This window comes from uncultured Campylobacter sp. (assembly GCF_937973075.1).
Lineage (GTDB): Bacteria > Campylobacterota > Campylobacteria > Campylobacterales > Campylobacteraceae > Campylobacter_B.
Genome location: NZ_CALBWL010000061.1, coordinates 1 through 26266, shown reverse-complemented (window position 1 = coordinate 26266; position 26266 = coordinate 1). Strand labels below are relative to the sequence as shown.

Annotated in this window: 27 protein-coding genes and 1 pseudogene; 11 read left to right on the top strand and 17 right to left on the bottom strand. The window is 48.5% G+C overall.

Features of this window, described 5'->3' with window-relative positions; all coding sequences use genetic code 11:
* Positions 1-94: 94 nt before the first annotated feature.
* Positions 95-1000, top strand: coding sequence for a tRNA (adenosine(37)-N6)-dimethylallyltransferase MiaA (gene miaA, locus Q0274_RS07915; protein ID WP_298028763.1), 906 nt, complete (start codon positions 95-97; stop codon positions 998-1000).
* Positions 1001-1147: 147 nt separating this feature from the next.
* Here miaA and Q0274_RS07910 read toward each other — a convergent pair whose 3' ends face one another.
* From Q0274_RS07910 to Q0274_RS07840, 15 genes are read right to left on the bottom strand one after another with little or no spacing between them, the layout of a single operon-like run.
* Positions 1148-1750: a hypothetical protein gene (locus Q0274_RS07910; RefSeq protein WP_298028761.1), complete on the bottom strand. Its 603-nt coding sequence runs from the start codon at positions 1748-1750 to the stop codon at positions 1148-1150.
* A 52-nt stretch (positions 1751-1802) separates the two neighbouring features.
* Positions 1803-3608, bottom strand: a complete 1806-nt coding sequence (locus Q0274_RS07905) for an NADH-quinone oxidoreductase subunit N (protein WP_298028759.1) — start codon at positions 3606-3608, stop codon at positions 1803-1805.
* A complete protein-coding gene (locus Q0274_RS07900) occupies positions 3598-5127 on the bottom strand; it encodes an NADH-quinone oxidoreductase subunit M (RefSeq protein WP_298028757.1) in 1530 nt (509 codons plus the stop codon). The genes Q0274_RS07905 and Q0274_RS07900 overlap by 11 nt, the downstream gene beginning before the upstream one ends.
* Before the next feature lie 7 nt (positions 5128-5134).
* The gene (gene nuoL, locus Q0274_RS07895) at positions 5135-6982 is read right to left on the bottom strand and encodes an NADH-quinone oxidoreductase subunit L (RefSeq protein ID WP_298028756.1); all 1848 of its coding nucleotides are present in this window, start codon (positions 6980-6982) and stop codon (positions 5135-5137) included.
* The gene (gene nuoK, locus Q0274_RS07890; RefSeq protein WP_005869753.1) at positions 6975-7298 is read right to left on the bottom strand and encodes an NADH-quinone oxidoreductase subunit NuoK; all 324 of its coding nucleotides are present in this window, start codon (positions 7296-7298) and stop codon (positions 6975-6977) included. The genes nuoL and nuoK overlap by 8 nt, the downstream gene beginning before the upstream one ends.
* Before the next feature lies 1 nt (position 7299).
* Complete coding sequence (locus Q0274_RS07885; protein WP_297989298.1) at positions 7300-7827, bottom strand: NADH-quinone oxidoreductase subunit J; 528 nt, start codon at positions 7825-7827, stop codon at positions 7300-7302.
* Positions 7824-8738, bottom strand: a complete 915-nt coding sequence (gene nuoI / locus Q0274_RS11125; RefSeq protein WP_367271921.1) for an NADH-quinone oxidoreductase subunit NuoI — start codon at positions 8736-8738, stop codon at positions 7824-7826. The genes Q0274_RS07885 and nuoI overlap by 4 nt, the downstream gene beginning before the upstream one ends.
* An 11-nt stretch (positions 8739-8749) precedes the next feature.
* Positions 8750-9745, bottom strand: coding sequence for an NADH-quinone oxidoreductase subunit NuoH (gene nuoH, locus Q0274_RS07875; RefSeq protein WP_298028754.1), 996 nt, complete (start codon positions 9743-9745; stop codon positions 8750-8752).
* Positions 9742-12438 (bottom strand): NADH-quinone oxidoreductase subunit G, encoded by a 2697-nt coding sequence (locus tag Q0274_RS07870; RefSeq protein WP_298028752.1) that lies wholly within the window; start codon positions 12436-12438, stop codon positions 9742-9744. The genes nuoH and Q0274_RS07870 overlap by 4 nt, the downstream gene beginning before the upstream one ends.
* A 1-nt stretch (position 12439) precedes the next feature.
* Complete coding sequence (locus Q0274_RS07865) at positions 12440-13147, bottom strand: hypothetical protein (protein ID WP_298028750.1); 708 nt, start codon at positions 13145-13147, stop codon at positions 12440-12442.
* On the bottom strand, positions 13144-13374 hold the full coding sequence (locus Q0274_RS07860; RefSeq protein WP_295151097.1) for an NADH-ubiquinone oxidoreductase subunit E family protein: 231 nt from the start codon (positions 13372-13374) through the stop codon (positions 13144-13146). Before Q0274_RS07860 ends, Q0274_RS07865 begins: the two co-directional genes overlap by 4 nt.
* The gene (nuoD, locus tag Q0274_RS07855; RefSeq protein WP_298028747.1) at positions 13371-14597 is read right to left on the bottom strand and encodes an NADH dehydrogenase (quinone) subunit D; all 1227 of its coding nucleotides are present in this window, start codon (positions 14595-14597) and stop codon (positions 13371-13373) included. The genes Q0274_RS07860 and nuoD overlap by 4 nt, the downstream gene beginning before the upstream one ends.
* The gene (locus Q0274_RS07850) at positions 14597-15385 is read right to left on the bottom strand and encodes an NADH-quinone oxidoreductase subunit C (protein ID WP_298028745.1); all 789 of its coding nucleotides are present in this window, start codon (positions 15383-15385) and stop codon (positions 14597-14599) included. Before Q0274_RS07850 ends, nuoD begins: the two co-directional genes overlap by 1 nt.
* Positions 15385-15894, bottom strand: coding sequence for an NADH-quinone oxidoreductase subunit B family protein (locus tag Q0274_RS07845; RefSeq protein ID WP_005869772.1), 510 nt, complete (start codon positions 15892-15894; stop codon positions 15385-15387). The genes Q0274_RS07850 and Q0274_RS07845 overlap by 1 nt, the downstream gene beginning before the upstream one ends.
* Positions 15876-16265, bottom strand: a complete 390-nt coding sequence (locus Q0274_RS07840; RefSeq protein WP_005869774.1) for an NAD(P)H-quinone oxidoreductase subunit 3 — start codon at positions 16263-16265, stop codon at positions 15876-15878. Before Q0274_RS07840 ends, Q0274_RS07845 begins: the two co-directional genes overlap by 19 nt.
* A gap of 173 nt (positions 16266-16438) precedes the next feature.
* Between Q0274_RS07840 and Q0274_RS07835 the strand changes: the two genes are divergently transcribed.
* From Q0274_RS07835 to Q0274_RS07790, 10 genes are all read left to right on the top strand, one after another.
* Complete coding sequence (locus Q0274_RS07835; protein WP_298028743.1) at positions 16439-18001, top strand: inorganic phosphate transporter; 1563 nt, start codon at positions 16439-16441, stop codon at positions 17999-18001.
* 220 nt (positions 18002-18221) lie between these two features.
* Positions 18222-18980 carry an AzlC family ABC transporter permease gene (locus Q0274_RS07830; RefSeq protein WP_298028741.1) on the top strand — a complete coding sequence of 253 codons (759 nt, stop codon included), beginning with the start codon at positions 18222-18224 and terminating at the stop codon, positions 18978-18980.
* Positions 18980-19327, top strand: a complete 348-nt coding sequence (locus Q0274_RS07825) for an AzlD domain-containing protein (RefSeq protein ID WP_298028738.1) — start codon at positions 18980-18982, stop codon at positions 19325-19327. The genes Q0274_RS07830 and Q0274_RS07825 overlap by 1 nt, the downstream gene beginning before the upstream one ends.
* A 69-nt stretch (positions 19328-19396) precedes the next feature.
* Positions 19397-20749, top strand: coding sequence for a coproporphyrinogen III oxidase family protein (locus tag Q0274_RS07820; RefSeq protein WP_298028736.1), 1353 nt, complete (start codon positions 19397-19399; stop codon positions 20747-20749).
* Positions 20750-20867: 118 nt separating this feature from the next.
* On the top strand, positions 20868-21221 hold the full coding sequence (locus Q0274_RS07815) for a hypothetical protein (protein ID WP_298028734.1): 354 nt from the start codon (positions 20868-20870) through the stop codon (positions 21219-21221).
* A 92-nt stretch (positions 21222-21313) separates the two neighbouring features.
* On the top strand, positions 21314-21589 hold the full coding sequence (locus Q0274_RS07810; protein WP_298028732.1) for an Imm53 family immunity protein: 276 nt from the start codon (positions 21314-21316) through the stop codon (positions 21587-21589).
* A gap of 29 nt (positions 21590-21618) precedes the next feature.
* Positions 21619-22155: a hypothetical protein gene (locus tag Q0274_RS07805; RefSeq protein ID WP_298028730.1), complete on the top strand. Its 537-nt coding sequence runs from the start codon at positions 21619-21621 to the stop codon at positions 22153-22155.
* Positions 22156-22222: 67 nt separating this feature from the next.
* Positions 22223-22855, top strand: coding sequence for a hypothetical protein (locus Q0274_RS07800; protein WP_298028728.1), 633 nt, complete (start codon positions 22223-22225; stop codon positions 22853-22855).
* A gap of 69 nt (positions 22856-22924) precedes the next feature.
* Positions 22925-23710: an Imm45 family immunity protein gene (imm45, locus tag Q0274_RS07795; RefSeq protein ID WP_298028726.1), complete on the top strand. Its 786-nt coding sequence runs from the start codon at positions 22925-22927 to the stop codon at positions 23708-23710.
* Between the two features lie 63 nt (positions 23711-23773).
* Positions 23774-24046: a hypothetical protein gene (locus tag Q0274_RS07790; protein WP_298028724.1), complete on the top strand. Its 273-nt coding sequence runs from the start codon at positions 23774-23776 to the stop codon at positions 24044-24046.
* A 451-nt stretch (positions 24047-24497) separates the two neighbouring features.
* On the opposite strand, the gene Q0274_RS07785 is transcribed toward Q0274_RS07790, so the two are convergent.
* Together Q0274_RS07785 and Q0274_RS07780 are read right to left on the bottom strand one after the other, a co-directional pair.
* Entirely contained in the window at positions 24498-25229 is a 732-nt protein-coding gene (locus Q0274_RS07785; protein ID WP_298028722.1) for a DUF4197 domain-containing protein, read from the bottom strand.
* 470 nt (positions 25230-25699) lie between these two features.
* Positions 25700-26266, bottom strand: a pseudogene (locus Q0274_RS07780) (NADP-specific glutamate dehydrogenase); the annotation flags it as partial.

Below are 26266 nucleotides of genomic sequence, written 5' to 3'. Positions count from 1 at the left end.
TGCCCCTTATTTTGGGCACCATTGTATCAAAAAAAAGTAAGAATAGCTCTAAATTTGATATAATTTGAACGAAAAATTTACGAAAGGAAACGCCTTGAGCCAAAATCAAAACTCGCACACAAGCCCGCAGATCGCTATCATCGGCACCACAGCAAGCGGCAAAAGCGATCTTGCGCTAAGTATCGCGCGCGAAATCGGCGCCGTGATTTTGAGCCTTGACTCGCTCTGTATTTACCGCCAGATCGACATCGCAAGCGCCAAGCCTAGCGAGGAGCAGCTGCGAGAGATCAAGCACTTCGGCGTAAATTTAATCTATCCAAACGAATACTTTAGTGTCGGCGAGTTTATTAAAGAATACGTAGCCGCGCGGGCTTTCGCGGGGCGCAGCGGCGCGCCTTTGATAATCACGGGCGGTAGCGGGTTTTATCTCAAAGCGATGCTAAGCGGGCTGGCGCCGAAGGTTCCCGATTTTAAAAGCGAAATTTCAAACGATGAAATTTACGCCCTAGTGCAGCGGATCGATCCGGAATTTGCCGCGAAATTTAGCGCGGAGGACAGCTTTCGTTTAAAAAAATGGCTCAGTATCTATAAATTTTGCGGCGAGGCTCCGAGTAAATTTCTGCGCGAAAACACCGCTCCGCCCGTGATTTCGGATATTAAAATTTTTGAGATTGAAGCACCTAAGCAGTGGCTTACGCAGCGCATCGAGGCGCGCACGAAGGCGATGTTTGAGCGCGGGCTTTTGGAGGAGGCGGAATTTTTATTCGCCCGCTATGGCGCGGAGTGCAGGGCGTTAGGCTGCATCGGACTAAAGGAGTGCGGGCAGCTTTTGCGCGGGCAGATCTCGCGGGCGCAGTGCGAGCAGCTCGTAAGCCTGCACACGGTACAGCTTGCAAAGCGCCAACGTACCTTCAACCGCTCGCAGTTTGCGGATAAAATTTCAGCGCCGCCGCAAGAGCTGGAGCGTGAAATTTTAAAGCTCCTTCGCCGCGAGATTTAAAATCAAAATTTATCAAAATTTGTGCGCTTGCTAGAAAAAAGTGAGACAAGGAAGTAAAATTTAGATTTAAATTTACCGCGCCGGTCGTATCTTTAAAATTTTGCGGGTCGCGCCGAGATCTCGTGCGGCGCGAAGCTCAGGTTAAATTTAATCACCTTCGCAAATATCAAAGCTAAATTTATCGTTATCAAGCCTACTGAAATTTTGATTTTCCGCGCTTGCGTTGCGCTTGAAAATAAAGGCGTAGCCGTATTTCTCGGAGTGCGACGAGCTGTTTTTTAGCCCAACGACGCAAAGCTCGTAAGCGCCACTTTGCAAGCCAAGCTTGAGCGTGGAATTAAATTTTCGTATCTTGCCCGCAACGCCACTTTGACACTCATAGCCTAGCTCGAGTTCGCCGCTTTTTAGCTTATCGAAACGATGCTGCAAAGCATCGAAGCTAGATAGGATCACGGAGTCGCTTTGCGGGGCGAAATACAGCCTATCGCGCTTGAAAGCTACTTCGTAGCCCGCAGGCGGCGCAAAATCCCCGTCTGTGCAAACGAAGATCTCATAGCTGCGCACCGTAAGCGGGTAGAAGGGTAAAACTTTAGCGCCCTTTACGGCGTCATAAAACAGCTGCTTGTGCGCGTCCCAGTAGCTTAGAAGCTTTTTTGCTCTGCATTTTCGCTCCTTTAAAAACTCACTCAAATCGCGCACATCAAGCAGCGCAAAACCGTAGCCGTCAGCACTTAGCTCGCCCAAAAACATATCTCTCCTTGCCAGCAAAGCGCGGCGGTTCAGCTCGCGCTTAAATTTTAGCTCAATATCCGCTTAAAAAGACGAAATTGTTTACCGCGCCGGTTAGAAATTTTACCAAAAACGGCGCCAGCACGCACGCCACGCTAGCTAGCACGACGGCAAATTTTATCTGCACCGATACCGCGCTCAGCGAGCCGTCAAGCTCCGCATCCGTCCGCGGCTCGTGCAAAAACATACGCACGATGAGGCGCAGGTAGTAATACAGCGCGAGCGCGCTATTTACCGCCATGATGGCGGCGAGGGCAAAGTAGCCCGAATTGACCGCGGCGCTTAGCAGATACATCTTGCCCCAAAACACGCTAAACGGCGGAATGCCCGCAAGCGAGAGCATAAAGATCGCCGAGCATAGCGCAAAGAGCGGATGGGTGCGGATCAGTCCGTCAAATTTCTCAAACGGATGCTCGAAGCGAGCCGCGAACTTGGAGCTTTGCGCGCAAATTTCGGCGCCGGGCTCGCAAGTTTCAGTGCCGAAAGGGATCACTTCCGCGCCGGGCTCGCTCGCTTTAAAATTTTGCTCGTTTTCTTTGGAATTTTGCTCGCCTACTTTAAAATTCTGCTCGCTTGCTTTAAAGCTCTGCTCGCCGCAAGCTAAATTTTCTCCGTTCGCGCCCAAATTTAACTCGCCGGCAGAACCTAACTCGTGATTTTGCGAAAAAGAAAGCTTTGCGTTTGAGATAAAATTCCCATCCTCGTCGCCGTTTGCATTTAAATTTAAAGCGGGGCTTCGGGCTTTAAATTTTAAATTTAACGAGCGTGCGCGCCTTTGCCGTACGCACCAGATGAAGGCAAACGCCCCGAGGTTCGCCACGGCGTATAGGATCCAGTAGGTGAAAAGCGCCGCATTTGCCTGCGTCGAGCCGATCACGATCGCGCAGAGTACGAAGCCCGCGTGCGAAACGGAGCTGAAAGCGAGCATCCGCTTGACGTCGCGCTGTACGAGCGCCATAAGGTTCGCTAAGCTCATCGTAAGCACCGCTACGGCGTAGAGTACGATGTTCAGCCACTGCACGCCGATGCTTTGCAGCGCTTCAAACAGCCTGATCGCCACGACAAAGCCCGCGATCTTGGGCACGACGGACAAAAAGCCCGCCATAGCCGAGCTCGCACCCTCGTAAACGTCGGGCGTCCAGGTGTGAAACGGGATCAGCGAGAGCTTAAATCCTATAGAGACGATCATAAATGAGCAGGCGGCGAAAAGCAGGACGCTGGTTTGTAAATTTGAACTCTTAGCGATCTGCGCGATGTTTGAAATTTCCATAGAGCCGGTCGATAGAAAGAACATCGCCGCGCCGAATGCGAAAAAGCCCGATCCCAGCGCGCCCATTATGAAGTATTTTAGCGCCGCTTCGATTGATCTGGCGCGGTTATGAAGAGCAATTAGCGTATAAAGCGCCAGCGAACCCGTCTCAAGCCCCACGAGGATCATCATTAAGCTTTCGCTCGCGACCATAAACTCATACCCCACGAGCACGAATAAAAACAGCACGAAAAACTCCGCGGTGTGGTACTCGTGCGCGCTTCTTGCACCCAAAGACAGAAAGATGAAAAATATCGAGCCTGCGAGCATGATAAGCATCGATAGCGTCGCGATTCCGTCCACTAGCATCACGTCGAAAAGCCCGCGTATGCCACTGTTGTAACCAAAAACGAGCCCGAAGCCAAGAGCTAGTGCTAGTATCGTGATGACGGCGTAAAATTTATACGATAGCGTGCGCGCAAAAAGCGAAACCGCGAGCATCAGTAGGGCAAATCCTCCGAGTATCGCCATAGGCGCGATCGAGGCTAAATTTAAAAGATTATTTTGCATCGCTTCTTACCTTAAAATTTGCTTTTTCCATATAGGCGCGAGTTGCGGTCTGAGAGGCTTTATTAAACATCAGCTCAAGGCTTTGCGTCACGCTGGGCTCGATGCTCTTTAACATCAGATTCGGCGCGACGCCCAGCACTACCACCAGCACGCAGATAGGGATAATAGAGCAAAGCTCGGTTTTATTTAGATCGCTTAGCTTTTTATTTTCCTCATGCACGAGCGCGCCGAAGAAGGTCTTTTTATAAAGATTCATCGAATAGATCGCGCCCATTATGATGCCGAGTCCACCCAAGAGCGCGTAACTAAAGCTTATTTTAAAAATTCCTACAAGGCTTAGGAATTCTCCCACGAAGCCGATCGTAAGCGGAAGGCCTATCGAGCCTAGCAGTACGACGCAAAAGCAAAACGCATAAAGCGGCATCACCCGCGCAAGCCCGCCGAACTCGCTGAAAAGCTTCGTATGCTTGCGATCGTATAAAAAGCCTACGAGCATAAAAAGCCCGCCGCTTACGATACCGTGGCTGATCATCAAAAATACCGCGCCGCTAATTCCTTCGCGGCTCATTGAAAAAATTCCTAGCATTATGACGCCCATATGCGCGATCGAGCTATACGCGATTACCTGTTTGATGTCCTTCTGCGCAAAGGCGATGAAGCTCGCGTAGATGATCATAACGATCGCTACGGCACACATCATCCCGCTAAAATAGACGCTCGCGTCGGGAAATAGCGGCAGCGAAAATCGCACGAAGCCGTATGTGCCCATCTTAAGAAGCACCGCGGCAAGCAGAACCGAGCCTATCGTAGGAGCCTGCCCGTGCGCGTACGGAAGCCAGGTATGAAAAGGAAAGCAAGGCGTCTTGATCGCAAAGGCGAGCGAAAATGCCAAAAATAGAGGAATTTGCGTGCTAAGCGGCAGCGACAGGCTCTGCCAGTTTAGGATATTAAAGCTATACTCGCCCGTAGCCTCGTGATAGAAATAGCTCATCGCTACGAGTCCTACGAGTAGAAACATCGAACCTAGAAAGGTGTAGATGAAAAATTTTACCGCGGCGTAAATTCTCTTGCCGCTGCCCCACGCGCCGATGATATAGAGCATCGGAATAAGCGAAAGCTCCCAAAAGATGTAAAAAAGTATCGCATCCAGCGCCACGAAAACGCCCACCATCGTCATCTCTAAAAACAGAATGCAGATGATTAAATTTTTCGCGCGCTCTTTAATGCTTAGACTAAGCAGCGCCAAAAATGTAACCAGCGTGCTTAGGATCACCAAAAACAGCGAAATTCCATCCACGCCGATAAAGTAATTGATGCCGTATTCGCTTATGAAAGGGTGCAGCACGCTAAACGCGATGCCGTCCACCGGCTCATAGAGTATCCACAAAACTAGCGAAAGCACGAACTCTATAAAGCTCATCGTAACGGCGTAGGTCTTGATGCTCGCTTCGTCGATCAAAAAGCCTAAAACCGCAGCTACCGCCGGAAAAAATATAACCAAACTTAAAAAGTATTCCATGCCCACCTCACAGCGCAAACGCCAAAATCAGCAAAATGAAAGATCCCAAAACCATCCACCTTAAATTTGCGCTCAAATCTCCGCTATTGCTTGCGCGATCCGCTCCTTCACCACCTTTTACCGCGATGCGAGCGATCAGATCAACGCTGGCGTCTATGATCGCGCCGTCGCATTTAGCGCAGATCTCGCTAAGCTTGGCGTATCCGCGCACGATCACGCGCTCATAAATTTGCGGGATAAAATACTGCGCGATCAAAATTTTATAAAATTTGCAGTTCTTTAAATTTTGGCTAAATTTACCTTTGCCGTATGTCCAAATCGTGCCGATCGCTACCGCGCTTATCATCGCTAGCGTTATGGCGATCAAAATTACCTCTACGCCGTGCGGGATCGAAGCTTTAAAGCCCGGAAGTATGCTAAGCACGAACTCCGCAAAATCGTGCTCGAAAAAGCCCGCGATCACCGCAGGCACGGCTAATACGTCCATCGCGATAAGGACAAAGCCTTTCGCCTCGTGCGGATGGTGCGAGTATTTTGCCTTATCGAAAAACACGAGCATTATCAGACGCACGCTGTAAAACGTCGTCATCGCAGCGCCCGCAAACAGCAGCGCCCAGATAAAATACGCGTCCGCGCTCCACGCCGCTTCTAAAATTTTATCTTTTGAGAAAAAACCCGCGAACGGATAAAATCCGCAAAGCGCGAGCGAGCCTACGCACATTAAAATCGCCGTCGGCCGCATAAACTTGTATAATCCGCCCATATTTTGGATATTTAGATCATCCTTCATCGCGTGCATTACGTTGCCCGCGCCCAAAAATAAAAGCGCCTTGAAAAACGCATGCGTCGCCAGATGAAATAGCGCGATCCAATACGCCCCGAGCCCCGCGGCTACGAACATATAGCCAAGCTGCGAGAGCGTGGAGTAGGCGATGATCTTTTTAAGATCGTTATGAACCAGCGCCATCGACGCCGCAAAGACCGCCACAAAAGCGCCCAAGCAGACGATAAAACCGCTTACTTCGGGCGCGAGCGCGAAAATCGCATTTGCGCGGATCACCAGATAAACGCCCGCCGTAACCATCGTCGCTGCGTGAATAAGCGCAGATACGGGCGTCGGACCCGCCATCGCGTCGGCTAGCCAGGTATGAAACGGAAACTGCGCGCTTTTGCCCATCGCGCCGATAAATAAAAGCGCTGCGATCAGGGTTAAAATTTCAGGCTCTAAGCTCGCTGCGTTCGCAAACACCACCTCGTAGCGCAGCGAGCCGAAATTTAAATAGATCAGAAAAATTCCAAGCAGCATCCCAAGGTCTGCGATGCGGTTCATTATGAAAGCCTCGTTGGCGCACCAGCTGTAACCCTCCCTATCATACCAAAAGCCAATCAGCAGCCACGAGCAGAGTCCGACCCCCTCCCAGCCGATGAAAAGTCCTAAAAAATTATCGCTCGTTACCAAAACCAGCATCGAAAAAACGAAAAGCCCCAGGAAGCTGAAAAATTTAGCGAAGTTTTCATCATCCCACATATAGTAGATCGAGTACACGTGCACTACGCTGGAAACGATGCCTACGACCACCATCATCACCGCACTTACGCTATCTATGAGAAAGCTAAATTTTGCGTCCAAAAATCCCGTGCTTATGAAATCGGCTAAGCTTACGCTGATTAGGCGGTTGTCAGAGACGAGCTCCATCAAAGCAAGCGACGCGATAGTACTTAAAATCACCAGCGCCGAGCAGACTACGCCAATAAACATCTTATCTTTGGCGCGAATGAAAACGCCTGCGAAGATCGCCGAGGCAAGCGGTGCGAAAAGGGCGATTAAGAGCCATACAAAAACGGTATCAAGCATCCGGCCCATCCTTAGAAGGATTTTTAAAATTTACGAAACTGTCAAGTTCGATGCTGCCCGTTTTCTTATACCACAAGATGAGCAGCCCAAGTCCCACGGCCATCTCGCTCGCGGCGATCGCTACGATGAAAAGCGCAAAAATTTCGCCGTTTATATTGTCGTAAAATTTCGCCACGGCGACGAGGGCTAAATTTGCGGCGTTTAATAAAATTTCGCTCGAAAAAAAGAGCATTATTAAATTCCGTCGCTTCATCATACCCGCAAGCCCGAGCCCAAACATCATCGCAGCGACGATCAGATAGTGATTTAGACCCATTTTACCCCTCGCTCTCTTCGTATGTCAGGCTCGCGTCCATCTGCTTATGCGCAAGCACGATAGCGCAGATCATCGCCACGAGCAGCATCACGGCTGCAAGCTCGAAAATCGCTAGATATTTCGTAAAGATAATCATCCCAAGCGCCTCGGTATCGTCGGTGTTTAAAATTTTAAGCGTTTCTACGTTGTTCGCAACCACCGCGCCAAGCACGATAATCACGAGCAAAAATGCGATCACGCCGCTAAGCGCGAAAAATAGCCTTGCACCCTTTTTCGGCTCGCTTACGTTTTTATCTGCGCCCAAAAACATCAGTGCGAAGCCGTAAAGCACGATCACGGCGCCCGTGTAAACTATGATCTGCACTACGCCCAAAAACTCCGCATCCAGCAAGAAGAAAAATCCGCTCATAAATACCATGCCGCCGGCCAGCGCGCTAAGGGCGTAAAGAACGTTTTTGCTAAAAACGCTGATGCAAAAAAGCGCCAGGCAAACCGCGCTGAAAAAATAAAATGCAAGCGTTTGTATCATTGCTCCTCCCCCTGCGCGGCGGAATCTTCTGCGCTTTGCGAAGCAGAATTTTCTTTGGAATTTCGCTGCGAATCAAGCGTAGAATTTTTAGCGACAGCGGAATTTTCTTTAGAATTTTCGGCGTTTGCGGCGGAACTTTCCTTTAAGCTTGCCAGCTCGGCGTCTTGTCGCTCGGTCAAAATTTCGCCGCTTAAGCCAGCACCCTTTGAAAATAGAATTTTATCGCTAGCGGCACCCTCTTTTTTGGAGCTTTCCACGGCGCTACTTTTTAAATTTAAACCTGCGCTCTTTAAGCTTGACTCGTCGCTTGCGGCGTCGCTTTTTATATAGGCGTTCGGCGTCATCTTGATCCGCGCGCCCGCGTTTTCATCCAGGCTGCCGTAGCCCGCAAACTCCTGCGCCGCGCCATTTAAGCATAAATTTTCGCCGCGAATCAAAAGATCCTCTTTGAAGCCGTAGTATGCCCGCTGTTCGCTCGCAAGCTCGTATTCGCAGCCGTGCACGATAGCGATCTCGGGGCAGACGTCCGCGCAAAGCCCGCAGTAGACGCAGCGCCCTAAATTTATCGAGTAGTTATCTACCTTTTTGCGGCCGTCGGCGCCGAGGCTGGTCTCCATCGCGATGCAGTTCGCCACGCAGATCTTCTCGCACAAGCCGCATCCGATGCAGCGCTCGCTACCACTTTCGAGCAGACGCATTAGCTTATGCACGCCGCGATATCTAGGCGACATAACAAATTTTTCCATAGGATACCGAAGCGTGTGCGAGCCGCCACGCTTAAACATATTTTTGAGCACCACCCACAGCCCCACGAAAAGCTCGCCGTTAAAGGTGCGGGAGAGGAATCTGCGCAGCTTATCGCCGCCGGATTTAATAGGGGTTCGTTTATCGATCTGAGCGTATCTTGCCATCGCACCCTTCCTTAAACGATCGCTAGCGCGGTAATTAGCACGCAAGCAAGAGCTAACGGCATGCAGACTTTCCAGCAAAGCCCCATCAGCTGATCGGGGCGCAGATGCGGCCACGCCGCGCGCGCCCATAGGAAGCAGAAAAACACGAGGCTTGATTTTAATACCATCATAATGCCGCCGGGGATAAACCAAAACGCGTTAAATCCGCCCAAAAACAGCAGCGTCGTAACGACGGAGTAGGTTATGATATTGGCGTATTCGCCGATAAAAAACATACCCCAGCGCATTCCCGAATACGCCGTACCTGCGCCCGCTACGATCTCGGTTTCGTTTTCGGTAAGGCATAGCGGCGTGCGGTTGCACTCTACGAAAGCGGCGATGAGAAATAGCGCGAAGCAGACGGGCTCTTTCCAGATAAACCACTTGTCGATGCCGCCGCTTTGGGCGCTTACGATGTCAATAAGTGAGAGCGAGCCCGTGATCATCACGATAGGGATCAGGCTAAGCCCGTTTATCACCTCAAAGCAGGTAATCTGCAAAAACGCGCGAAACGCGCCTATTGTGCCCCATTTATTGTAGCTCGCAAGCCCTCCGATCAGCAGCCCGTAAACGCAGGTGCCGCTAGCCCCGAGTAGGAACAAAATTCCCACATTTATATCGCTTAAAATCGGCTGTATCGTCCGTCCGCCGATCGTAAACTCCGGCAGCAGCGGCACTACCGAAAGCGCCACGAAAGCTCCCGTAGCCGATATGATCGGCGCGATCTTAAAAAGAAGCTTATTTGCCCGCGCAGGAATCACATCCTCTTTTGTAAAAAGCTTTATCATATCCGCACCCACCTGCAAAAGTCCCGCAGGTCCAACCATAGAAGGCCCGATCCTGCGCTGCATAAAGGCAAGCACCTTACGCTCGGCATAGGTCGCAAGCCCTGAGAGTAGCGCGATGACGGCTAAAATCAAGAGCGCCTTTAAGACGGTGGCTACGAAATAAAATGCATTATCGCTCATCTGCCCTCTCCTTTGGAATTTGAAATTTTCTCGATTTTTACAATGGCGTAGCGCGAGGTTTTGAAAAATATCTCGCCGCGTAGTTTCTCATCAAAATACGGCAGATACGCGCCGCTAAAGCCCATATCGATCTTTACGCTAGCGACGATTTCGCGCTTTAAGCTTACGAGCCCCTCTGCGCCGCTTTCGCTATTTTCATCACCGAAGGCATCGGCTTTATGCGCGTCGCTAGCACGATCCGCTTTTTTTGCACAACCGGCGCCGCCCTTGTCGCTTTCGTTGCTAGCAGCGCCCGTTTTGCCCGCGTCTCTAGTTTTTTCATTATGCCCCGCATCGTCTGCTTGATAAATTTTAACGACGTCGCCTGCGCTTACGCCCAGAGCTTCGGCGATGCTAGGGCTTAGATACAGTGCGCCCGCTTCGCCCAGAGCGCTGCTTGCGCCGCTAAATTTATTGAATTGATGCAGCGGATTCGCCTCATAGATTAAAATTTCGCCCTCGCCTGCTTTAAGCGGCGCGGAAGACGAAATTTCAAACTCCTCCTCGCTAGCGGCGAACTCCTCATTTCGCAGCTCATATCCGCGGTGATTTGCGCCGCCGTTGTCGTAAAAATTTTCTAAATCGTCAAATTTAACCTGCTCAAAATCCGCGCCCAGGCTCGGCGTATAACTGATCGCGTGTTCCGCGCAAACTCCCAGCGCACAGGCGATGTCGTTTAGCTCATATCCGCCGTAATCAAGCGCCGCATTCGTAGGCACTACGCGCTTGTCGTAGTTCGTAAACGTGCCCTCCTGCTGCACCAAGCTAGGTGCGTCCAAATCGGCTTCCAGCACGCCAAAGCTTATATCGCCCGCTTCGTTGTAGCCTAGCGTCTCGCCCGCGCTCATTTGCGCGCTAAGCTCACAGATGAGCGCGACGCCAAGGCTGTTCGTGCGCGGCGGCACTACTAGCACTTTTAGCGGCGTGTAGCGCTGCACCAAACCCGCTAGGCGCGCGAGCGTGGCGCTATTTGGCGTGCGGATAAAATCCTCACCGATGATGAGCGAAAAACTCTCCTTTTTAGCCAAAAGCTCATCCACTTTCTGCTCGTTCAGCCCGAGCGTGCGGGCAAAATTTGAAATTTTACTTTCCGCGGGATTTTCGGAATTCTGCGCGGAATTTTCAGCGTTGCCGTCAGCACTTGCGGAATTTTCGGCACCGCTCGCACTCGCAACGTTTCCAGAGCCATTTGCCTCCGCAGAATTCTCAAGATCTTGCGAATCTGCGGGTTTCTCGTCTAAATTTTCCTCCGCCGCGGCGCGCGAAATTTTAAATTCCGCCACGAGTTTTGCATCCAGCCACTCAGGCAGATCGCGCCCGAACTTTTGCAAGATCCAAAGCAGGATCTGCGCCTCCAACCCCGCGGCGTGCGGCTGATGGATGAAATTTTTACTAAAGCCCTTAATACCCTCGTCGCAAAACGGATGAAAATAGATCCCGCTTGCCTTATTTAGCTTGCAGGCGCTGTTTACCGCATAGCCTAGATTTGGAGCGTCGCTGCGCAAAAATGTGCCGCAAACGACGATGAAATCGCTGTTTTTAATCGTCTGTGAATCCGCATTATAAAATTTCGTGCCGCTAAGCTTTGAAAATTCGCGCAGGAATTTTTGATACGCAAGCGCTTCGTCGTTGATCAGAGCGAGTTTAAATTTTTGCCGCAAAAGCTCTAAAATCCGAGCTTCTTCATTGGTGATGAAACTATTAAATTTAATATTTTTGATCTCGCCATCCTCGATACCGCGCACGATGCGGCTAAAAACCGCTTCGTTTTTGCTCGCCCGCTCGTTTGAAAAATCCCAGCCGAAGCGTGCTGCGGCGTGCAGGACGCTAAAATTTATGTCGCTGCTAACGCGATAAATTTTTTCACGCGGCTCGCCTATGCCGCGGCGCTTGATCTCGTAATAAAGTAGCTCGCAATCGCTGCTGTGCGGGTTGGAAGCGGGGATTTGACGCAGCTCCCAGGCGTTTGAAACGTATTTAAACGCGCGCTCTACCAGAGCCCCCGTCGGGCAGACCGCCGCGCTCTCGCCGTAGTTTACGCAATCATCCTCATCGTTAACCCGCGCGATTAGGCTTTTTTGCAGCTTGTTCCACACGGCGTAGGCATCTTTGGGCATCGCGTCCTTTTGCTCCTTGCTAAGCGCGTCTCCGCCGCGCGGAACGAGCTTAAACGCATCTACACCCAAGCGGTCTTTTGCGGCGGTAATACAGCGCTCGCAAACGATGCAAAGGCTAGGATCGTAGCTCAAATACCCCCAATCCTGCACCTCGCGCGCCGTATCGCGGATAGCGTAACTTTGGGCGTTCGTGCGCATTAGATGGGCTAAATTTTGAAGCTCGCACTCGCCGCTTTGATCACAAACCCCGCACGCCATCGGATGGTTGATGCAATAAACCTGTGTAATAGCCTCGCGCTCGGCGTCAATCTCGGGGCTGCGGCTGTAGATGACCATGCCGTCTTTGGCTTTGGCGTTGCAGCTATAGACACGCTTGCCGTCCGCTTCGACCATACAAAGCCTGCATGCGAGCGTCGGCGTACCGCCGCTTAGATAACAAAGCGCTGGGATAAAAACGCCGCAGCGACGCGCGACCTGCAAGATGTACTCGCCCTCGTCGCACTCGCAAGCTTTACCGTCGATCGTGATCTTTGCCATTTTAAACCTTAGAAATTTCTGCGAGTTCGAAATTATAGCCGCTAAAGCCCTGCCCGCCCGAGCCCAAAAGCGCGATCGTGCCCTTTAGCTCCTCATCCAAAATAAATTCTTTTTCTAAATTTAAGTGCGGCGTTTTGATACGGACGCGATCGCCGCCCTTGATCTTTGCGACCATGCAAAAATACCTTCCGCCGATGAGCCGCTCGTTCGCATCGTGTTTGAAAACCACGGCGCCGTCGAAATTCTCAGGCTCTTTTAGAGGGCTTAAATTTGCCCATCCTTGCGCGCCCAAATCTGCTCGCTCGCCGCGTAAGCTTAAAATTTTAATCCCGAATTTTGCCGCTATGATAGATATAAAAGCTCTGATATTTTCAGCGTCGGGATGGGTTTTAATGAGCGCATCGTCGATTAAAAGCGCGTCGCAGCCGCTTTGCAGAAACTCCGCGATCTGCTCGATCTCCTCCTCGCCCACGCTGCTTTCGCCGCTTAGGTACTCCGCATCCAGATCCGCAAAATAGGGCTCGTCGCAAAAACTAGCGCAGATTAGCGCCAGCACGAAGCTTTGCGCGCCGATCTCGCATTTTATCAACTCGCCGGAAAGATGCGGGTCTTGCAGCGGCGATACGCTTAAAATTTCAGCGCTCTTAAAACCTTCTGCAAGCGCGGGATTTTGCAAGCTAAGCAGCGACGCGAAATTTAAAATTTTCATCCTCTCCCCTTTTTGGCGACGACCATCCAATCGACTTGGTTATAACGAATCGAGCTTAATAGCGTAGAATTTAGCCCCTCCACTAGATCGGCGCTTTTTTGAACTGCGCTAAAATCGCCCATCTCAAACATAAAGATCATTGTCTCGCCGTGAGCGGAATTTTTTAAAATTTCGCCCATACGGTTTAAAAATTTATCGCCCAGATGCCTCAAATCGTAGCGTTTCATCGATCCACCTCGCCTAAAATGATATTCGTGCTGCCGATGATCGCCGCGGCGTCGGCAAGATACTGCCCGGGTAAAATTTCTTCATAGACCGCGCAATGCCAAAAGCTCGGCGTGCGAATCTTAAGGCGGTACGGGCGGCTTTCGCCCGTTGAGCGGATATAAAATCCAAGCTCTCCCTTAGGACTCTCGCTTGCGGCGTAAATTTCGCCCACGGGCGGGCGCAAACCCTGCGTAACCAGTACGAAATGCTGCATCAGCGAGTAGTTCTGCGTCATGATCTGCTCTTTGCTCGGATTTACGTAAGCGGGATTGATCGCTAAAATTTGCGGATCGCTTAGCGGATAGTGTTTCGCGCACTGGCGTAAAATTTTAAGGCTCTCGCGCATCTCCGCCATATAGCACTTATAGCGCGCGTAGCAATCGCCCTCGCTCGCATACGGCACGTCAAAATCAAGCTCGTCGTAGATGAGATAGGGCTCCTCTTTGCGGATATCCCAAGCATGTCCGCTAGCGCGGAGCGTCACGCCGCTACAGCCGCAGCTAAGAGCGTCTTCGTGCGAGATCATGCCCACCCCTTCGGTTCGCATTAGCCAAATTCTATTCGTATCTAGCATATCTTCAAGCTCTTTAATGTCGCTTGGGAATTCGTCGCAAAATTTCAACATCTCCTCTATCCAGCCCGCAGGCAGGTCCAAAAATACGCCACCGATTTTGATATTATTGTGCGTAAGGCGCGCGCCGCAGTATTTCTCGATCAGATCGAGTATATATTCGCGCGAGCGAAAGCAGTAGAGAAATACCGTCATCGCGCCGATATCAAGCGCATGCGTACCCAAAAACAGAAGGTGCGAGCTGATGCGATTAAGCTCCAGTAGGATCGTGCGGATGATCTGCGCGCGGCGCGGCACTTCGATGCCGCAGAGCTTCTCGACCGCAGCGCAAAAGCCGTAGTTGTTCGAGCCCGATGCGACATAATCGACGCGGTCTGTTACGGGGACGAATTCCGCGTAAATCATATTTTCTGCCATCTTTTCGATGCCTCGGTGCATGTAGCCCACGCCGGGGCGGGCTCGCACGATACGCTCGCCGTCAAGCTCCAGCACGAGCTTTAGCTGACCGTGCGCGCTTGGATGCTGAGGACCGAAATTTAAGATCATATTCGCGCCCTCGCGCTCGTACTCGATGTTTTCGAAAAAAGGTCTTAGCTTGCTTGGATTTTGCATTATTTTCTCTTTGTGATGATCTTGTAAATTCCGCGTTTAGCGCGTTTTACGAAGCGCACGCCGCCCTCTTCTTGGTATTCTTGTAAAATTTTCTCTTGCGGCCGCGGCTCGCCTCTAGCGCCCTCGTGATAGAGTCGCGTAAAGTTAAAGGTATCCTTTTCATCTACGAATGCGGAATTTCGGTTCTCTTCGCCGATCCGCTCGCGTGCGCCAACCCCAAAAATTTTATCCACCTCGTACCACTTGGCGAACTCGTCCCCTTGCAGCGGATAGGATTTCAAAAGCGGGTGTCCGAACCAATCATCGGGCATTATTAGGCGCGCCAAATTTGGATGATTTTCAATCCAAACGCCCATCATATCGTATAGCTCGCGCTCCGCCCAGTTCGCGCTTTTATAGATGCCCGCAGCGCTTTGCAAAAAGCTCTCATTCGGCACGAAGCACTTTAGCCGCGCGCGGCGCGCTCTTTTGATATCCAAAAGCTGATAGAAAACCTCGATGCCGCCGCGAGCCTCGGTAAAATCCACGCCGCTTAGCTCGCATAAAATTTCATATCCCGCGCCCTTAAGCGCACGCAGCGCCGCTAAATTTTGCGCAGGCTCCACATAGAGTACGAGAGTGTTAAATTCTACATATGAGTTTAAAATTTGAACGCCTTCAAGCGTGTCTAGATCGTCTTTGAAATCGCTCTCGTTTGCGCTGGATTTAGGCGTTTCCTCGGGAATGAAAAATCTATCTTTGTAGTAATTTTTTTTACTCTGATCGCCTTTGGGATTAAATTTTCTCATCAGATCAGCCTTTTTGCCTTTTGCGCGCGGCGCGGGGTTTGGGTGCGGATCTTTTTTTGCAGCACCATCATCGCAAACTGCAGCGTCTCGGGGCGCGGCGCGCATCCGGGCAGATAGATATCCACAGGCACTATGCGGTCGCAGCCTTGAACGGTCGCGTAGGTATTAAACATCCCTCCGGTATTGGCGCAGCTGCCCATGCTGATAACCCATTTGGGCTCGGGCATCGCGTCGTATAGGCGGCGCGTAAACTCGGCGTGCTTTTTGCTAAGCGTGCCTGCGATTATCATCACGTCCGATTGCTTGGCGCTTGCGCGAAATATCGTGCCAAAGCGGTCAAAGTCAAATCTGCCCGCACCCGCCGCCATCATCTCAATCGCACAGCAAGCAAGCCCGTACGTCATCGCCCACAAAGAGTTACTCCTGCCCCACGCGATCAGCTTATCGACGGTGGTAAGAACTACTGGAAGCCCGTTTTCGCGCGCGTAGTTTATCTTATGCTCTGCCAATTTAGCGCTCCTTTTTTCCAGGCGTAGATGAAACCGATGCCTAATAATACGATGAAAAACGCCATCTCTACAAGCCCGAACACGCCTAAAATTTTAAAATTTACCGCCCACGGAAACATAAAGATAATCTCGACGTCAAAAAGTATGAAAAGCACGGCTATCAAAAAAAAGTGGGAGTTCATTCGGTTAGGCTGTTTTACGGCTTCGGGGCCGCTTTCGTAAATTTCGCCCTTTAGCCGCTCATCGCGCCTGTCTGCCAAACGCGAGCCTACCAAAGAGGATAGTTTAACGATGAGCGAAAAGACGCAAAAGGCTAGGATTAGCATTACGAATATTCCGAAATACGGGCTTTGCAGCGGAATTCTAGACATTTTTCGCCTCGGTTTTAAAATTTAATGTGGATTGTAACGAAGTATTGATTTAATAAAGCTTAGCGCGCGCCACTAAATTCGCTTTTAAAATTAAAATTTATATACCTCGCCCGTGCGATTTAGTGGGGATTAAGGCGCGTGTGGTAAAATTTCGCGGATTTTAAGGGAGAGCTATGAAATCTAGCAAGATAAGTCTCATTTTCTACGGCATGTTCTGCGGCGTAACAATCTATTTTCTTATCTGGGGATTCGGTTTTATAGGAAGCGGCGATAAAATGCTATTTTTGGTTTCGGTATTTTTGGGCATCTTTATGGCCTTTAATATCGGCGGAAACGACGTGGCAAATTCCTTCGGCACCAGCGTCGGAAGCGGCACCCTTAGTATCGCGCAAGCCCTTTGTATCGCGGCGGTATTTGAAGCAAGCGGCGCTGTAATCGCAGGTGGCGAAGTAACTTCGACGATTCGCAGCGGCATAATCGATCTTAGCAAAATGGACGTGCATCCGAGAGACTTTATCTACGTAATGATGAGCGCGCTTTTTGCGGCTGGCGCATGGCTGCTTTTTGCCAGCAGAAAGGGCTTGCCCGTATCCACTACTCATGCGATCATCGGCGGTATCGTGGGCTCGGGGCTTACGCTAGGCGCCCTGCTTAATACCGCAGAGACTTCCGCATTGTGGCTCGTGCAGTGGGATAAGATCGGTAAAATAGCGATCTCTTGGGTGCTCTCGCCGATTTTGGGCGGAGTGATCTCCTTTGGAATTTTCTGGCTTATCAAACATTATATTTTGGATTACAACCGCTACGCTCAAATAAAGATCGACCGCATAAAGCGCGAAAAAAAATCTCTCCGCAAATTGCATAAAAAGACCTTCGAGACCCTGGACGACATTCAAAAGATCGCCTATGCAGAGGCGCTAAATCACGATATTTACGCGATGCGCGATCCCGATTTCGATCCAAGCGAGCTGGATAGCGAGTATTATAAAAAGGTGATCGAGCTTGACGCAAAAAAAGAGAAGCTCAAATCCCACAAGGCCCTAGAGTACGGGATCCCCGCCGTAGCGGGTATCGGCGCTTTCGTAATCTCTGCAATGCTGATATTTAAGGGGTTGCATAATCTAAATTTCGGGCTTACGAATTTTTACAACTACCTCATCATCGGTATGTCGACGCTGATTACCTGGCTTTTGATGTTTATTTTCGCTAAAACCCTGCGCCGCTCAAATTTAAACAAATCCGCGTTTTTGATGTTTAGCTGGCTACAGGTGCTCACCGCTAGCGGCTTTGCCTTTTCGCACGGCAGCAACGACATCGCAAACGCCGTGGGCCCGTTTGCCGCCATCATCGATACGATGGCTACGAATAGTATCAATCCCTCCACTCCCGTGCCGCAGCAGATTATGATAATGTTCGCAGTAGCCCTCATAGCGGGGCTTTGGTTCATCGGCAAAGAGGTGATCGCCACCGTAGGCACCAATCTTACGAAAATCCACCCAGCCTCGGGCTTTAGCGCCGAGCTCGCAAGCGCCGTCGTCGTCATGGCGGCATCGGTGCTGGGGCTTCCGATCTCCTCGACCCACGTGCTAATCGGCGCGATTTTGGGAATCGGCTTGGTAAATCACAGCACGAACTGGTCGCTGATGAAGCCGATCGGGCTAGCGTGGATCATCACCCTGCCCGTCTCGGCGCTGCTTTCGGCGTTTGCATTCGTGCTTTTGCGCCACGTATTTTAGGCTAAATTTAAAAATCCGCTCCCCGGAATTTTAAAATTTCGCAAAATTCTATGCAAGCTAAATTTTAAAATTTTACGGCGCCGAAGCGAGCAAATTTTACAGCTCCTCTTGCGGCGAATCACAGCGCAAAACTCGCTCGCAGCGGCACAGATTTGCCCGCACGCCCTATAAAATTTAATCAAATTTTAGCTACAATCGCGCTTTTAAATTTAGGAAAGCTATGAGTAAATTTGAAATTTTTAGATCCACCCTCGCCGTGATGATGGGCTACGTGCCGCTGGGGCTGGCGTTTGGTATCTACGGCATCAGCCAAGACCTGCCCGTATGGGCGCTCGTGCTAACCTCGCTGCTGATCTACGCAGGCAGCGTGGAGTTCGTGCTGATTGCCTTCATCGTAACTCACGCCTCGCTCGTAGATACCTTCGTCGTGGCGTTTTTACTAAATTTTCGCCATTTTTTCTACACGATGTCGCTACTGGACGAGCTGCGCTTCGTGCGTCATAAAATTTACGCCGTATATGCCCTTACGGACGAAACCTTTGCGCTGCTAAAAGCTCGCGCGTTTTTGCGCCCCGAGGAGCTTAGCGGCGAACAGCCCGTAACGCCGCAAAGATTAAAAGAGCTTGATCTGCTCTATAATCTAACCGCGGTCTTAAATCATTCCTACTGGGTCGCGGGCGTCGTTGCGGGGGCTGTTTTAGGAGCAAGCTTGAAGCTTGATTTTAGCGGGGTCGAGTTTAGCCTAACGGCGCTTTTCGCGATGCTAACCTATGAAGTTTTTAAAGCAAATCCGCAATACAAAGTGCTATTGCTGGGCTTTGCCTGCGCATTTGCGGGGCTTTTTATCTTTCCTACAAAATACTTTTTATTTGGTACTCTGATTTTTGGTACTGCGGTTTTGCTGCTCTTTCGTAAATACTTCGAGCGACCTTCGCTCGCGGGACGCAGGCTGCGAAAATTCTTAAAAAGGAACAGGTAGTGGAAATTTTGCCCTATATCTTTCTAGCCTCGCTCGCTACGATTTTGACGCGATTTTTGCCGCTGCTACTTTTTAAGAAAAAGACCGCGAGTCCAAGCTTATCGTATCTGCAGAAAAACTCGGGCCTTTTGATAATGGTCGTTTTGACGATCTATGCGCTTAAGACGATGCTGCCTAGCTTTTCGGGCGAGCGGGCTTTTAGCGCGGACGTCCTGCAAACGGCGACGCTGCTATTTTGCCTAATTATTGCGTTTGTCGTGCATGCTAAATTTCGCAATTCGCTCGTTACGATAGCGCTTCCTACGCTAATATATATGGCGGCGCTACGCTTTTTATTAAATTATTGATAAATTTATAAGTTAGTTTTCGATAAACTTCAAAAATTAGTTTTTAAGTTTAAAAAAGGTTAAAGTTTTATGAATTTTATCAGTCAAATGGTACATAGCTTCGCCAAAAAATACGCCGCCGAAACTATGCAAAAATCTCTATATAATTCCCTTAGAATCGACATCACGCAGGAAAATATCGCCAAAATTCCAAACCCCGATAAAAAATATATGCTCTACATGCACATACCCTTTTGCCACACGTTTTGTCCGTACTGCTCCTTTCACAAATACGCCTACGAACGCGGCGCGTGCAAGGCGTATTTCGGCGCGCTACGCACCGAGATGCAGCGCACGAAGGACGCAGGCTACGACTTTGAGACGCTTTATGTAGGCGGCGGCACGACGCTTATCGATGAGGATGAGCTAGCGCGCACGCTGGAGCTTGCCAAGTCGCTTTTTAGCATCAAAGAGGTCTCGTGTGAGAGCGATCCCAACCACATCGAGCCTGAGAGTTTGCTGCGATTTCGCGGGCTTATAGACCGCCTAAGCGTGGGGGTTCAGAGCTTTGATGATGATATTTTACGCAAAGCTTCGCGCTATGACAAATTCGGCTCGGGCGAAATTTTGCAAGAAAAGCTATCTCGAGCGGTTGGAATTTTGCCGATTTTAAGCCTGGATTTGATCTTTAATTTTCCGTTTCAAACTCGCGAAATTTTACTTCGCGACATCGAAGCGGCAAAGGCGGTGAAGCCCGAGCAGATCACGCTGTATCCGCTGATGAAATCGCCTTTGATGCGCGATCAAATAGCGCGAAGCCTCGGCGTTAGCAATGTAGATCACGAGGAGGAGTTTTACTCCATCATCTGCAAGGAATTTGCAAGCTGGCACCGCAGCAACGCATGGGCTTTTGCTCGCGAAAAATCAAATATGAGCGACGAATACGTAGGCACAAATCACGAATACGTAGGCATCGGAAGCGGCGCGTTTAGTTTCCTAGGCGGCAGGCTGCTCGTAAATGCGTTCAACCTCGAAGAGTACGCAAGCAGGGTGCGCAAAAACGAAAGCACCGTCATCGCCACTTGCGATTTTAGCAGATCCGAGCGCGCAAAATACCTCTTTTTGACCGAGCTTTTTAACGGCGAGATCAACATCGCTAAATTTAACGCCGCAAACGATCTAAATTTGCGCCGCGAACTAGGCAGAGAGCTTAGCCTGCTAAGGCTTGCAGGCGCCGTGCGGATCGAGGGCGAGATCATCCACACGACGGAATTTGGCGCGTATTTGTGCCTTGTTTTGATGAAGGAATTTTACACCGGCATGGACAAGGTGCGCGGGGCGTTTCGCGACGACGCCAAGATTAAACGCGCAAAACAGCTCATCATTATGGACGAAAGCGAATCCACCGCAACCGGCGGCGCAAAAGGCGAGATAGCATCGTAAATTTTGCGCCCGGTTGCTACTACTAGCGTTTGAGTACACCCGCGACTTGAGCGCAAATACCGTTTATGTATTTAAAACACAAACGAATCTTTGATTTCAAAATTTAGGAAGCGCCGCAATGAAACGCAGAGGAATTAAACTATTCATTTTATTTCTGTTTTTTGTCCTTGTATTTGAGCTCGTCGGCAATCTTTTTAACTTCGGCCGCTTCCCGTTTCATAAAAGCTGCGAGGCGTTTATGATGATAAACCGCCATATAACCGGTGATTCAAACGACAAGTGCATAATGCAGCTTATGGAGCAGGGCAATAAAAGAGATATTTCGCTATATTACTATAAAACTAAATTTAATCTTGAGGAGCCATTGTCCGAACTGGATGAAAAAGCTATAAAATTTTTAAATAGACCGGGATGGAAGATAATCGACATAAAGGAAGATGGCGTAGAAAAGAAATTTCTAATAAGCGATTAAAATTTAAATAGCAAAGAAGCCCTGCTTCAATTGCAATATCCAAGCCTAACAAATCGAGAATTTTAAAATTTATAAAATTAAAGGAGGAAACAATGAGTAATCTAAAACTCATACAAAACTGGTACGCTTCCAAATGCGACGGAGAATGGGAGCATGAATATGGCCTTACGCTAGAAACGGTCGATAATCCCGGTTGGTTGATTAAAATCGATGGCGAGAGCGGGAAAAAGCCGATCAAAATAAATGTCGATAGAGATGACGAGGATTGGTTTTTCATCAATGCCACGGAAAACGAACTCAAAGGAAGTTGCGGAGCCGAGAATTTAGAGGAATTATTGGAATACGTGGTAAAATGGCTAATGGATTAAAATTTAGCAAGGCAAATAAAGGAGCCTAGATGATCGAAGTCGAGATAAAAAACAAATCTTGCAAAAAGACCGAAGTAACGCTTGCAAATATCGAAATCATTAAGGACGCCGTAAAGGAATTCGCCTATAAAAGCTTTAAGGGTAGCTATCTGTTTTTTGATATTTACGGCGAGATAGATAGGGATTTTCACGTGCTTGGAGCAATAGGCGAAGGATATGAAAACAATATCGGAAAAATAGATCTTAAAAAATATGAAAAAAGCTCCGTAGGCGCCACCGACATATCGCAAGATATGAAGGGCGCGAAATTCTGCACCTTTTTCAAGCTGGATCAAAGTGAAATTTTAAAGCAAATACTATATTATATAGCCTATGAAAGATTCGAAGGCGGCTATTATGCAAAGGGTAAATTTATAGGCAAAAATAGAGACGATCTTGTTTTTATCGGTATCTGCGGCGATGTAAAAAATTGCGCCGAAATAAAGAGCGTCGATTTAGATGAAATAATAAAAAGTATGCCTAAACTCTCGGAATCAAATAATTTTTATATTAGCGAGTTTATATGAGATCAATTAAACAGATCGATGAGGTAAATTTATATCGCCAACCGATTAAATTTAAAAAGGAGATACTATGAAATTTAAAATTTTAAAACCGAATGAACTATACGGCTGGGTTTTTAACAAAGATGAAGAACTTTATAAGGCTTTAGGATTTGATTGCTGGATGGATTCGTTTATTCGCATATTAGCTCAAATTCCCGGTACCAGAAAAAAAGATATTTTGGATTACATTGAATATGAAATCTTTGATTGGTACGAATGGTTTGAACTACATTGGATTATCCAAAGCGACTATAAGCTAGCGGACGAAGATAATCCTGAAATTTCAGCCTATCCGACATACGCGGGAGAGTATTTCGGAGTAATGGGTCAGCTGTTTTTAGGGGGTATGATAGACTTCGGCATAGAGGGCGAAAATTTAAGAAAGAAATGGGCTGACTTCGATACGAATTTATCCAAGATCGATCTAGGTATGTCGCTTTATGAGAAGTGGGTCTATTTTAGAGATAATTTCTTTTTTGGGTATAAATTTTTAGAAGAGGAGAACATAACTCCCAAAGCAGAGATAACTTGGAAAGACCCTAACACATGGAGTAGATTTAGCCACTGGATGTGTATGACTAAGGCGGGCAAAGAGTATCGTGATAAAATTTTAAAGCCGAGGCTTTATGAAAAGTATAAGGATGTGGTTATAGAGGTGTAATTTAGCGATTACAAATAACGAAAATTTATTATGAACATGTTTAATCTAGCAAGCAAAAAAGGACTTTGAATGACTATCTTACCAATATCAACCTTCGACAATGATTTACAAAGAGGCGATATTATAAAATTTAACGACGATGAGCTTATGGTCTGCGATGAGCGCTGTTTCTGGACAGAAAATCCTTGTCTTTTAAATTTAAAAGATACCAGATATTTTGAGCTTCCTAGCGAGATGCTATCAAGCAAAGCGGGATTTGTCGTGGACAAGGAGCAATTGATTCGTAATTTAGCAAATTTCGGTATCAATGCAAGCCCCCAGGAGGTATTTATATGCTCCGATAATTATCTTAGTAGCGATGAACTAAAAGATTGCGACGAAACAATCCCTGGTTTCAGACTGACAAAATCTAGGGATAAATTCGGACGCAATAGACGCATAAGGACAAATTTGATAGAAAAGCTTAGTATTCCTCTCTTGAAATTCCTCGAAAAGATCAAGATCGGAGATATTATCGAATGTAGAAAATCCAGCTATCCATATGAGAAAAATGTAAGCTTTATCGTAGTAAAAGCAAAAGACGATGATGAGGTAAATTTTATAAAATTGATCGTAATTAGCGGCTACAAGGCAGGCTTATGGGTTCTGCCGTTTTTATTTAAAACAGATAAAAATATGGTAGAAGCGGACTGGCTAATTAAAAATTGGAAATATATTTTTTATAGATGCTGTGATATAAGGCACACCTACGTAAATTTGCAAAACCGAAAAGAGGTTTTAAATTTTACCGATAAGCAGTTAGAAAATTTCATAAAAATAAAGCGAAAGAGATTAAAATTTAAAAATAAGAAGTGATATAATGCCTCGCTAATCGACATTATCAATATATACGGGCAAGAATACACACAAGGAGAAAATATGGTTAAAGCATTAAAATTTATAATTTGCGCCGTAGTAGTTCTGTTATTATTTATAATTTATGAAAGTACTTTGTGTGCAAAGTGCGATTATACGTTTTTTGTAGAGGAAAGGCTTATGGGTAGATTATTGATAGCAATCGATACAAATGATATAAATTTAGTAAGATATGTTGCCGTCCAGGGCAGAGTTTGCAAGAAAGCCGATGTCCATAATAGAGCGCTTAAAGAATTAAGAAAAATGGAATCGGAAAATAACAGAACTAATGAGTAAACCGGTTTTTGCGGAACATAAAAAGAGATATGAAAGAAGCGAAATTTACAAGACGACTTTCTTGCTTTACTTTTACGCGCTTATCTGTTACCGCTCTACTTCCCGATACTTCGCCGTTTTTTAAAATTTCAGACGTAGCGCTAATTTATGCGCGCATCTAAATACCGCATGGAATTCTAAAATTTCAAATCTTTTACGTCTTGCTAAATTTCTAAATTTTACAGTTTCAAATTTCGCAGACTAAACTCCGTACAAGATTATCGTATAAAATCGATCGCGCGAAAACGCGCGACAAATGAACCTCTAAATTCCGCCGCGCGCCCGCTTTGGCGCAAGCAGCTGTCTTGCACGAGAGGGCGCTTTGCGCACAGCTTTAGGCTACCCAAGCTTACGGCGCAAAGCAATTATAAGCGGCTATGCGGCGAAATTTACGCAGCCTTCGCCGCAAGTTTTATTTCAGCACCTTGCCTAAAATCCCTGCACCTTTGCCGACGGCGCTGTCGCGAAGCGTGCTTTCTTTTTCTCTCATCACCGCAAATAGCCCGTCCAGCGTCTTTTGCGTGATGTAATCGTTCAAATCCTCGCCCTGCTTAGGCAGATACTCGCTCGCGCCCAGCCCGCGCGCGATATTTTGCACCGCTTCATTGCCCGCGATCTTGTTTTGCGCGAAGGAATTTAGCCCGTTATACGCTGTCGCAAAGCTGTTTTTGCTCATCATATCGCTTACGATCGGCCTAAAAACCGCCCGCAGCTTCGCGCCCGATTTGCTCTGCAGATACTCGCTAAGCGCCGTGTCACCGCCGCCGATGAGCTTTTTAACGTCGGCGTCGCTCATCGATTTCAGATCTTGCAAAAATATCTTGCTCGCGCCGCTTACCGCCTTGGTAGCGGCATCGTTCATACTCATGACGAGCTCGCGCTCCCATTTATCGCCACCCACCTTTCTCGCAAGCTTCGCAGCCGCCTTCAGCGAAGGAGGAAGCTCGATTTTAGCGGTCTTGCTGTGGATGTAGCCCTTGGCGAGCTCGGCTACGGCGCGGTTTGCGGCGGAAGCGAGCAGATCCTTGTAGTTTCCGCTCCTAGTCGCACCGAGCGCGTCTGCGCCCTGCTTTAGAATATCCGTCACGTCCGCATGCGCAAGCGACAGAGCCGCAGCGGCAAACAAAATCATAAATTTTTTCATATTGCAACCTTTGGATAAAATTTGCGCCATTATGCCAAACTGCGGTAAACGCTCAGCCCGTGCGCGGTGTAAATTTATGCACTGCACGGGCGAGCTGAGATAAAATTTAGGCTAAATTTAAACGCAGAATTTCAAAGCTAAATTTAACGGGCGGAATTTACCAGCCAAATTTAAAGATGAAATTTGGCTGGGCGGTCTTTGTCATGCTTGCGGCTAAATTTTAAAAGTATCGCTACGACGAGCTAAAATTTTAAAACCGCACTGCGCCTGAGTGCCATTTAAAATTTACACAGCGCGCAAGATACCAACGCAAACCGCGCAGAGTGAATTATGGCGATGAGCGGCTATATCCTCGGCGCAAACGATTGAAATTTTATCAAACCCGCTGCAGCCAAAAAGCTCGCCGTAAATTTAAAGAGCTTAAATTTAAAAGCGAGCTACCGCTTTTTACAAAATAAAGCGAGTTGAGCTTAAACCAAACCTTGATCCAGCATCGCATCGGCTACGCGGCGAAATCCCGCGATATTCGAGCCCAACACGAGATTGCCCTCCGCGCCGAATTCCTTCGAGGTCTCGTAGCTGGTGCGGAATATGTGGCGCATGATCTCGCGCAGCTTGCTATCGACCTCCTCGAAGCTCCACGACGCCATCTGCGCGTTTTGCGCCATCTCAAGCCCGCTTGTAGCCACGCCGCCCGCATTCGCCGCTTTGGCAGGGCCAAAAAGAAAGTCTTTTTGCGCGAGCATAAAATCGATCGCCTCAAGCGTGCTTGGCATATTCGCGCCCTCGCAAACCATGCGACATCCGTTGGCATAGAGAGTCTTTACGTCTTGCAGATTAAGCTCATTTTGCGTAGCGCTCGGAAATGCCGCGTCGCACGGCACGCTCCACACGCCGTTACGCCCCGCGGGATAGGCGCTTACGGGGATAAATTTTGCGCCAGGGCGCTCCTTGATATATTCGCAAAGCCCTACGCGCAGCTGCTCTTTTAGCTTTTTAAGAAGCGCCACGTCAATTCCCTCGGCATCATAGATAAA

Coding starts and splice junctions, on each gene's coding strand:
- nuoK (WP_005869753.1), bottom strand. CDS start 7,298: ATGGGTCTAAATCACTATCTGATCGTCGCTGCGATGATGTTTGGGCTC.
- Q0274_RS07910 (WP_298028761.1), bottom strand. CDS start 1,750: ATGTTTTTGGGCGAGCTAAGTGCTGACGGCTACGGTTTTGCGCTGCTT.
- nuoD (WP_298028747.1), bottom strand. CDS start 14,597: ATGCAAAATCCAAGCAAGCTAAGACCTTTTTTCGAAAACATCGAGTAC.
- nuoI (WP_367271921.1), bottom strand. CDS start 8,738: ATGGCAAGATACGCTCAGATCGATAAACGAACCCCTATTAAATCCGGC.
- Q0274_RS07820 (WP_298028736.1), top strand. CDS start 19,397: ATGAATTTTATCAGTCAAATGGTACATAGCTTCGCCAAAAAATACGCC.
- Q0274_RS07805 (WP_298028730.1), top strand. CDS start 21,619: ATGATCGAAGTCGAGATAAAAAACAAATCTTGCAAAAAGACCGAAGTA.
- Q0274_RS07800 (WP_298028728.1), top strand. CDS start 22,223: ATGAAATTTAAAATTTTAAAACCGAATGAACTATACGGCTGGGTTTTT.
- Q0274_RS07865 (WP_298028750.1), bottom strand. CDS start 13,147: ATGAAAATTTTAAATTTCGCGTCGCTGCTTAGCTTGCAAAATCCCGCG.
- Q0274_RS07900 (WP_298028757.1), bottom strand. CDS start 5,127: ATGGAATACTTTTTAAGTTTGGTTATATTTTTTCCGGCGGTAGCTGCG.
- Q0274_RS07905 (WP_298028759.1), bottom strand. CDS start 3,608: ATGCAAAATAATCTTTTAAATTTAGCCTCGATCGCGCCTATGGCGATA.
- Q0274_RS07835 (WP_298028743.1), top strand. CDS start 16,439: ATGAAATCTAGCAAGATAAGTCTCATTTTCTACGGCATGTTCTGCGGC.
- nuoH (WP_298028754.1), bottom strand. CDS start 9,745: ATGAGCGATAATGCATTTTATTTCGTAGCCACCGTCTTAAAGGCGCTC.
- Q0274_RS07850 (WP_298028745.1), bottom strand. CDS start 15,385: ATGAGAAAATTTAATCCCAAAGGCGATCAGAGTAAAAAAAATTACTAC.
- Q0274_RS07885 (WP_297989298.1), bottom strand. CDS start 7,827: ATGATACAAACGCTTGCATTTTATTTTTTCAGCGCGGTTTGCCTGGCG.
- Q0274_RS07870 (WP_298028752.1), bottom strand. CDS start 12,438: ATGGCAAAGATCACGATCGACGGTAAAGCTTGCGAGTGCGACGAGGGC.
- nuoL (WP_298028756.1), bottom strand. CDS start 6,982: ATGCTTGATACCGTTTTTGTATGGCTCTTAATCGCCCTTTTCGCACCG.
- Q0274_RS07830 (WP_298028741.1), top strand. CDS start 18,222: ATGAGTAAATTTGAAATTTTTAGATCCACCCTCGCCGTGATGATGGGC.
- Q0274_RS07815 (WP_298028734.1), top strand. CDS start 20,868: ATGAAACGCAGAGGAATTAAACTATTCATTTTATTTCTGTTTTTTGTC.
- imm45 (WP_298028726.1), top strand. CDS start 22,925: ATGACTATCTTACCAATATCAACCTTCGACAATGATTTACAAAGAGGC.
- Q0274_RS07860 (WP_295151097.1), bottom strand. CDS start 13,374: ATGAAACGCTACGATTTGAGGCATCTGGGCGATAAATTTTTAAACCGT.
- Q0274_RS07790 (WP_298028724.1), top strand. CDS start 23,774: ATGGTTAAAGCATTAAAATTTATAATTTGCGCCGTAGTAGTTCTGTTA.
- Q0274_RS07840 (WP_005869774.1), bottom strand. CDS start 16,265: ATGTCTAGAATTCCGCTGCAAAGCCCGTATTTCGGAATATTCGTAATG.
- Q0274_RS07785 (WP_298028722.1), bottom strand. CDS start 25,229: ATGAAAAAATTTATGATTTTGTTTGCCGCTGCGGCTCTGTCGCTTGCG.
- Q0274_RS07810 (WP_298028732.1), top strand. CDS start 21,314: ATGAGTAATCTAAAACTCATACAAAACTGGTACGCTTCCAAATGCGAC.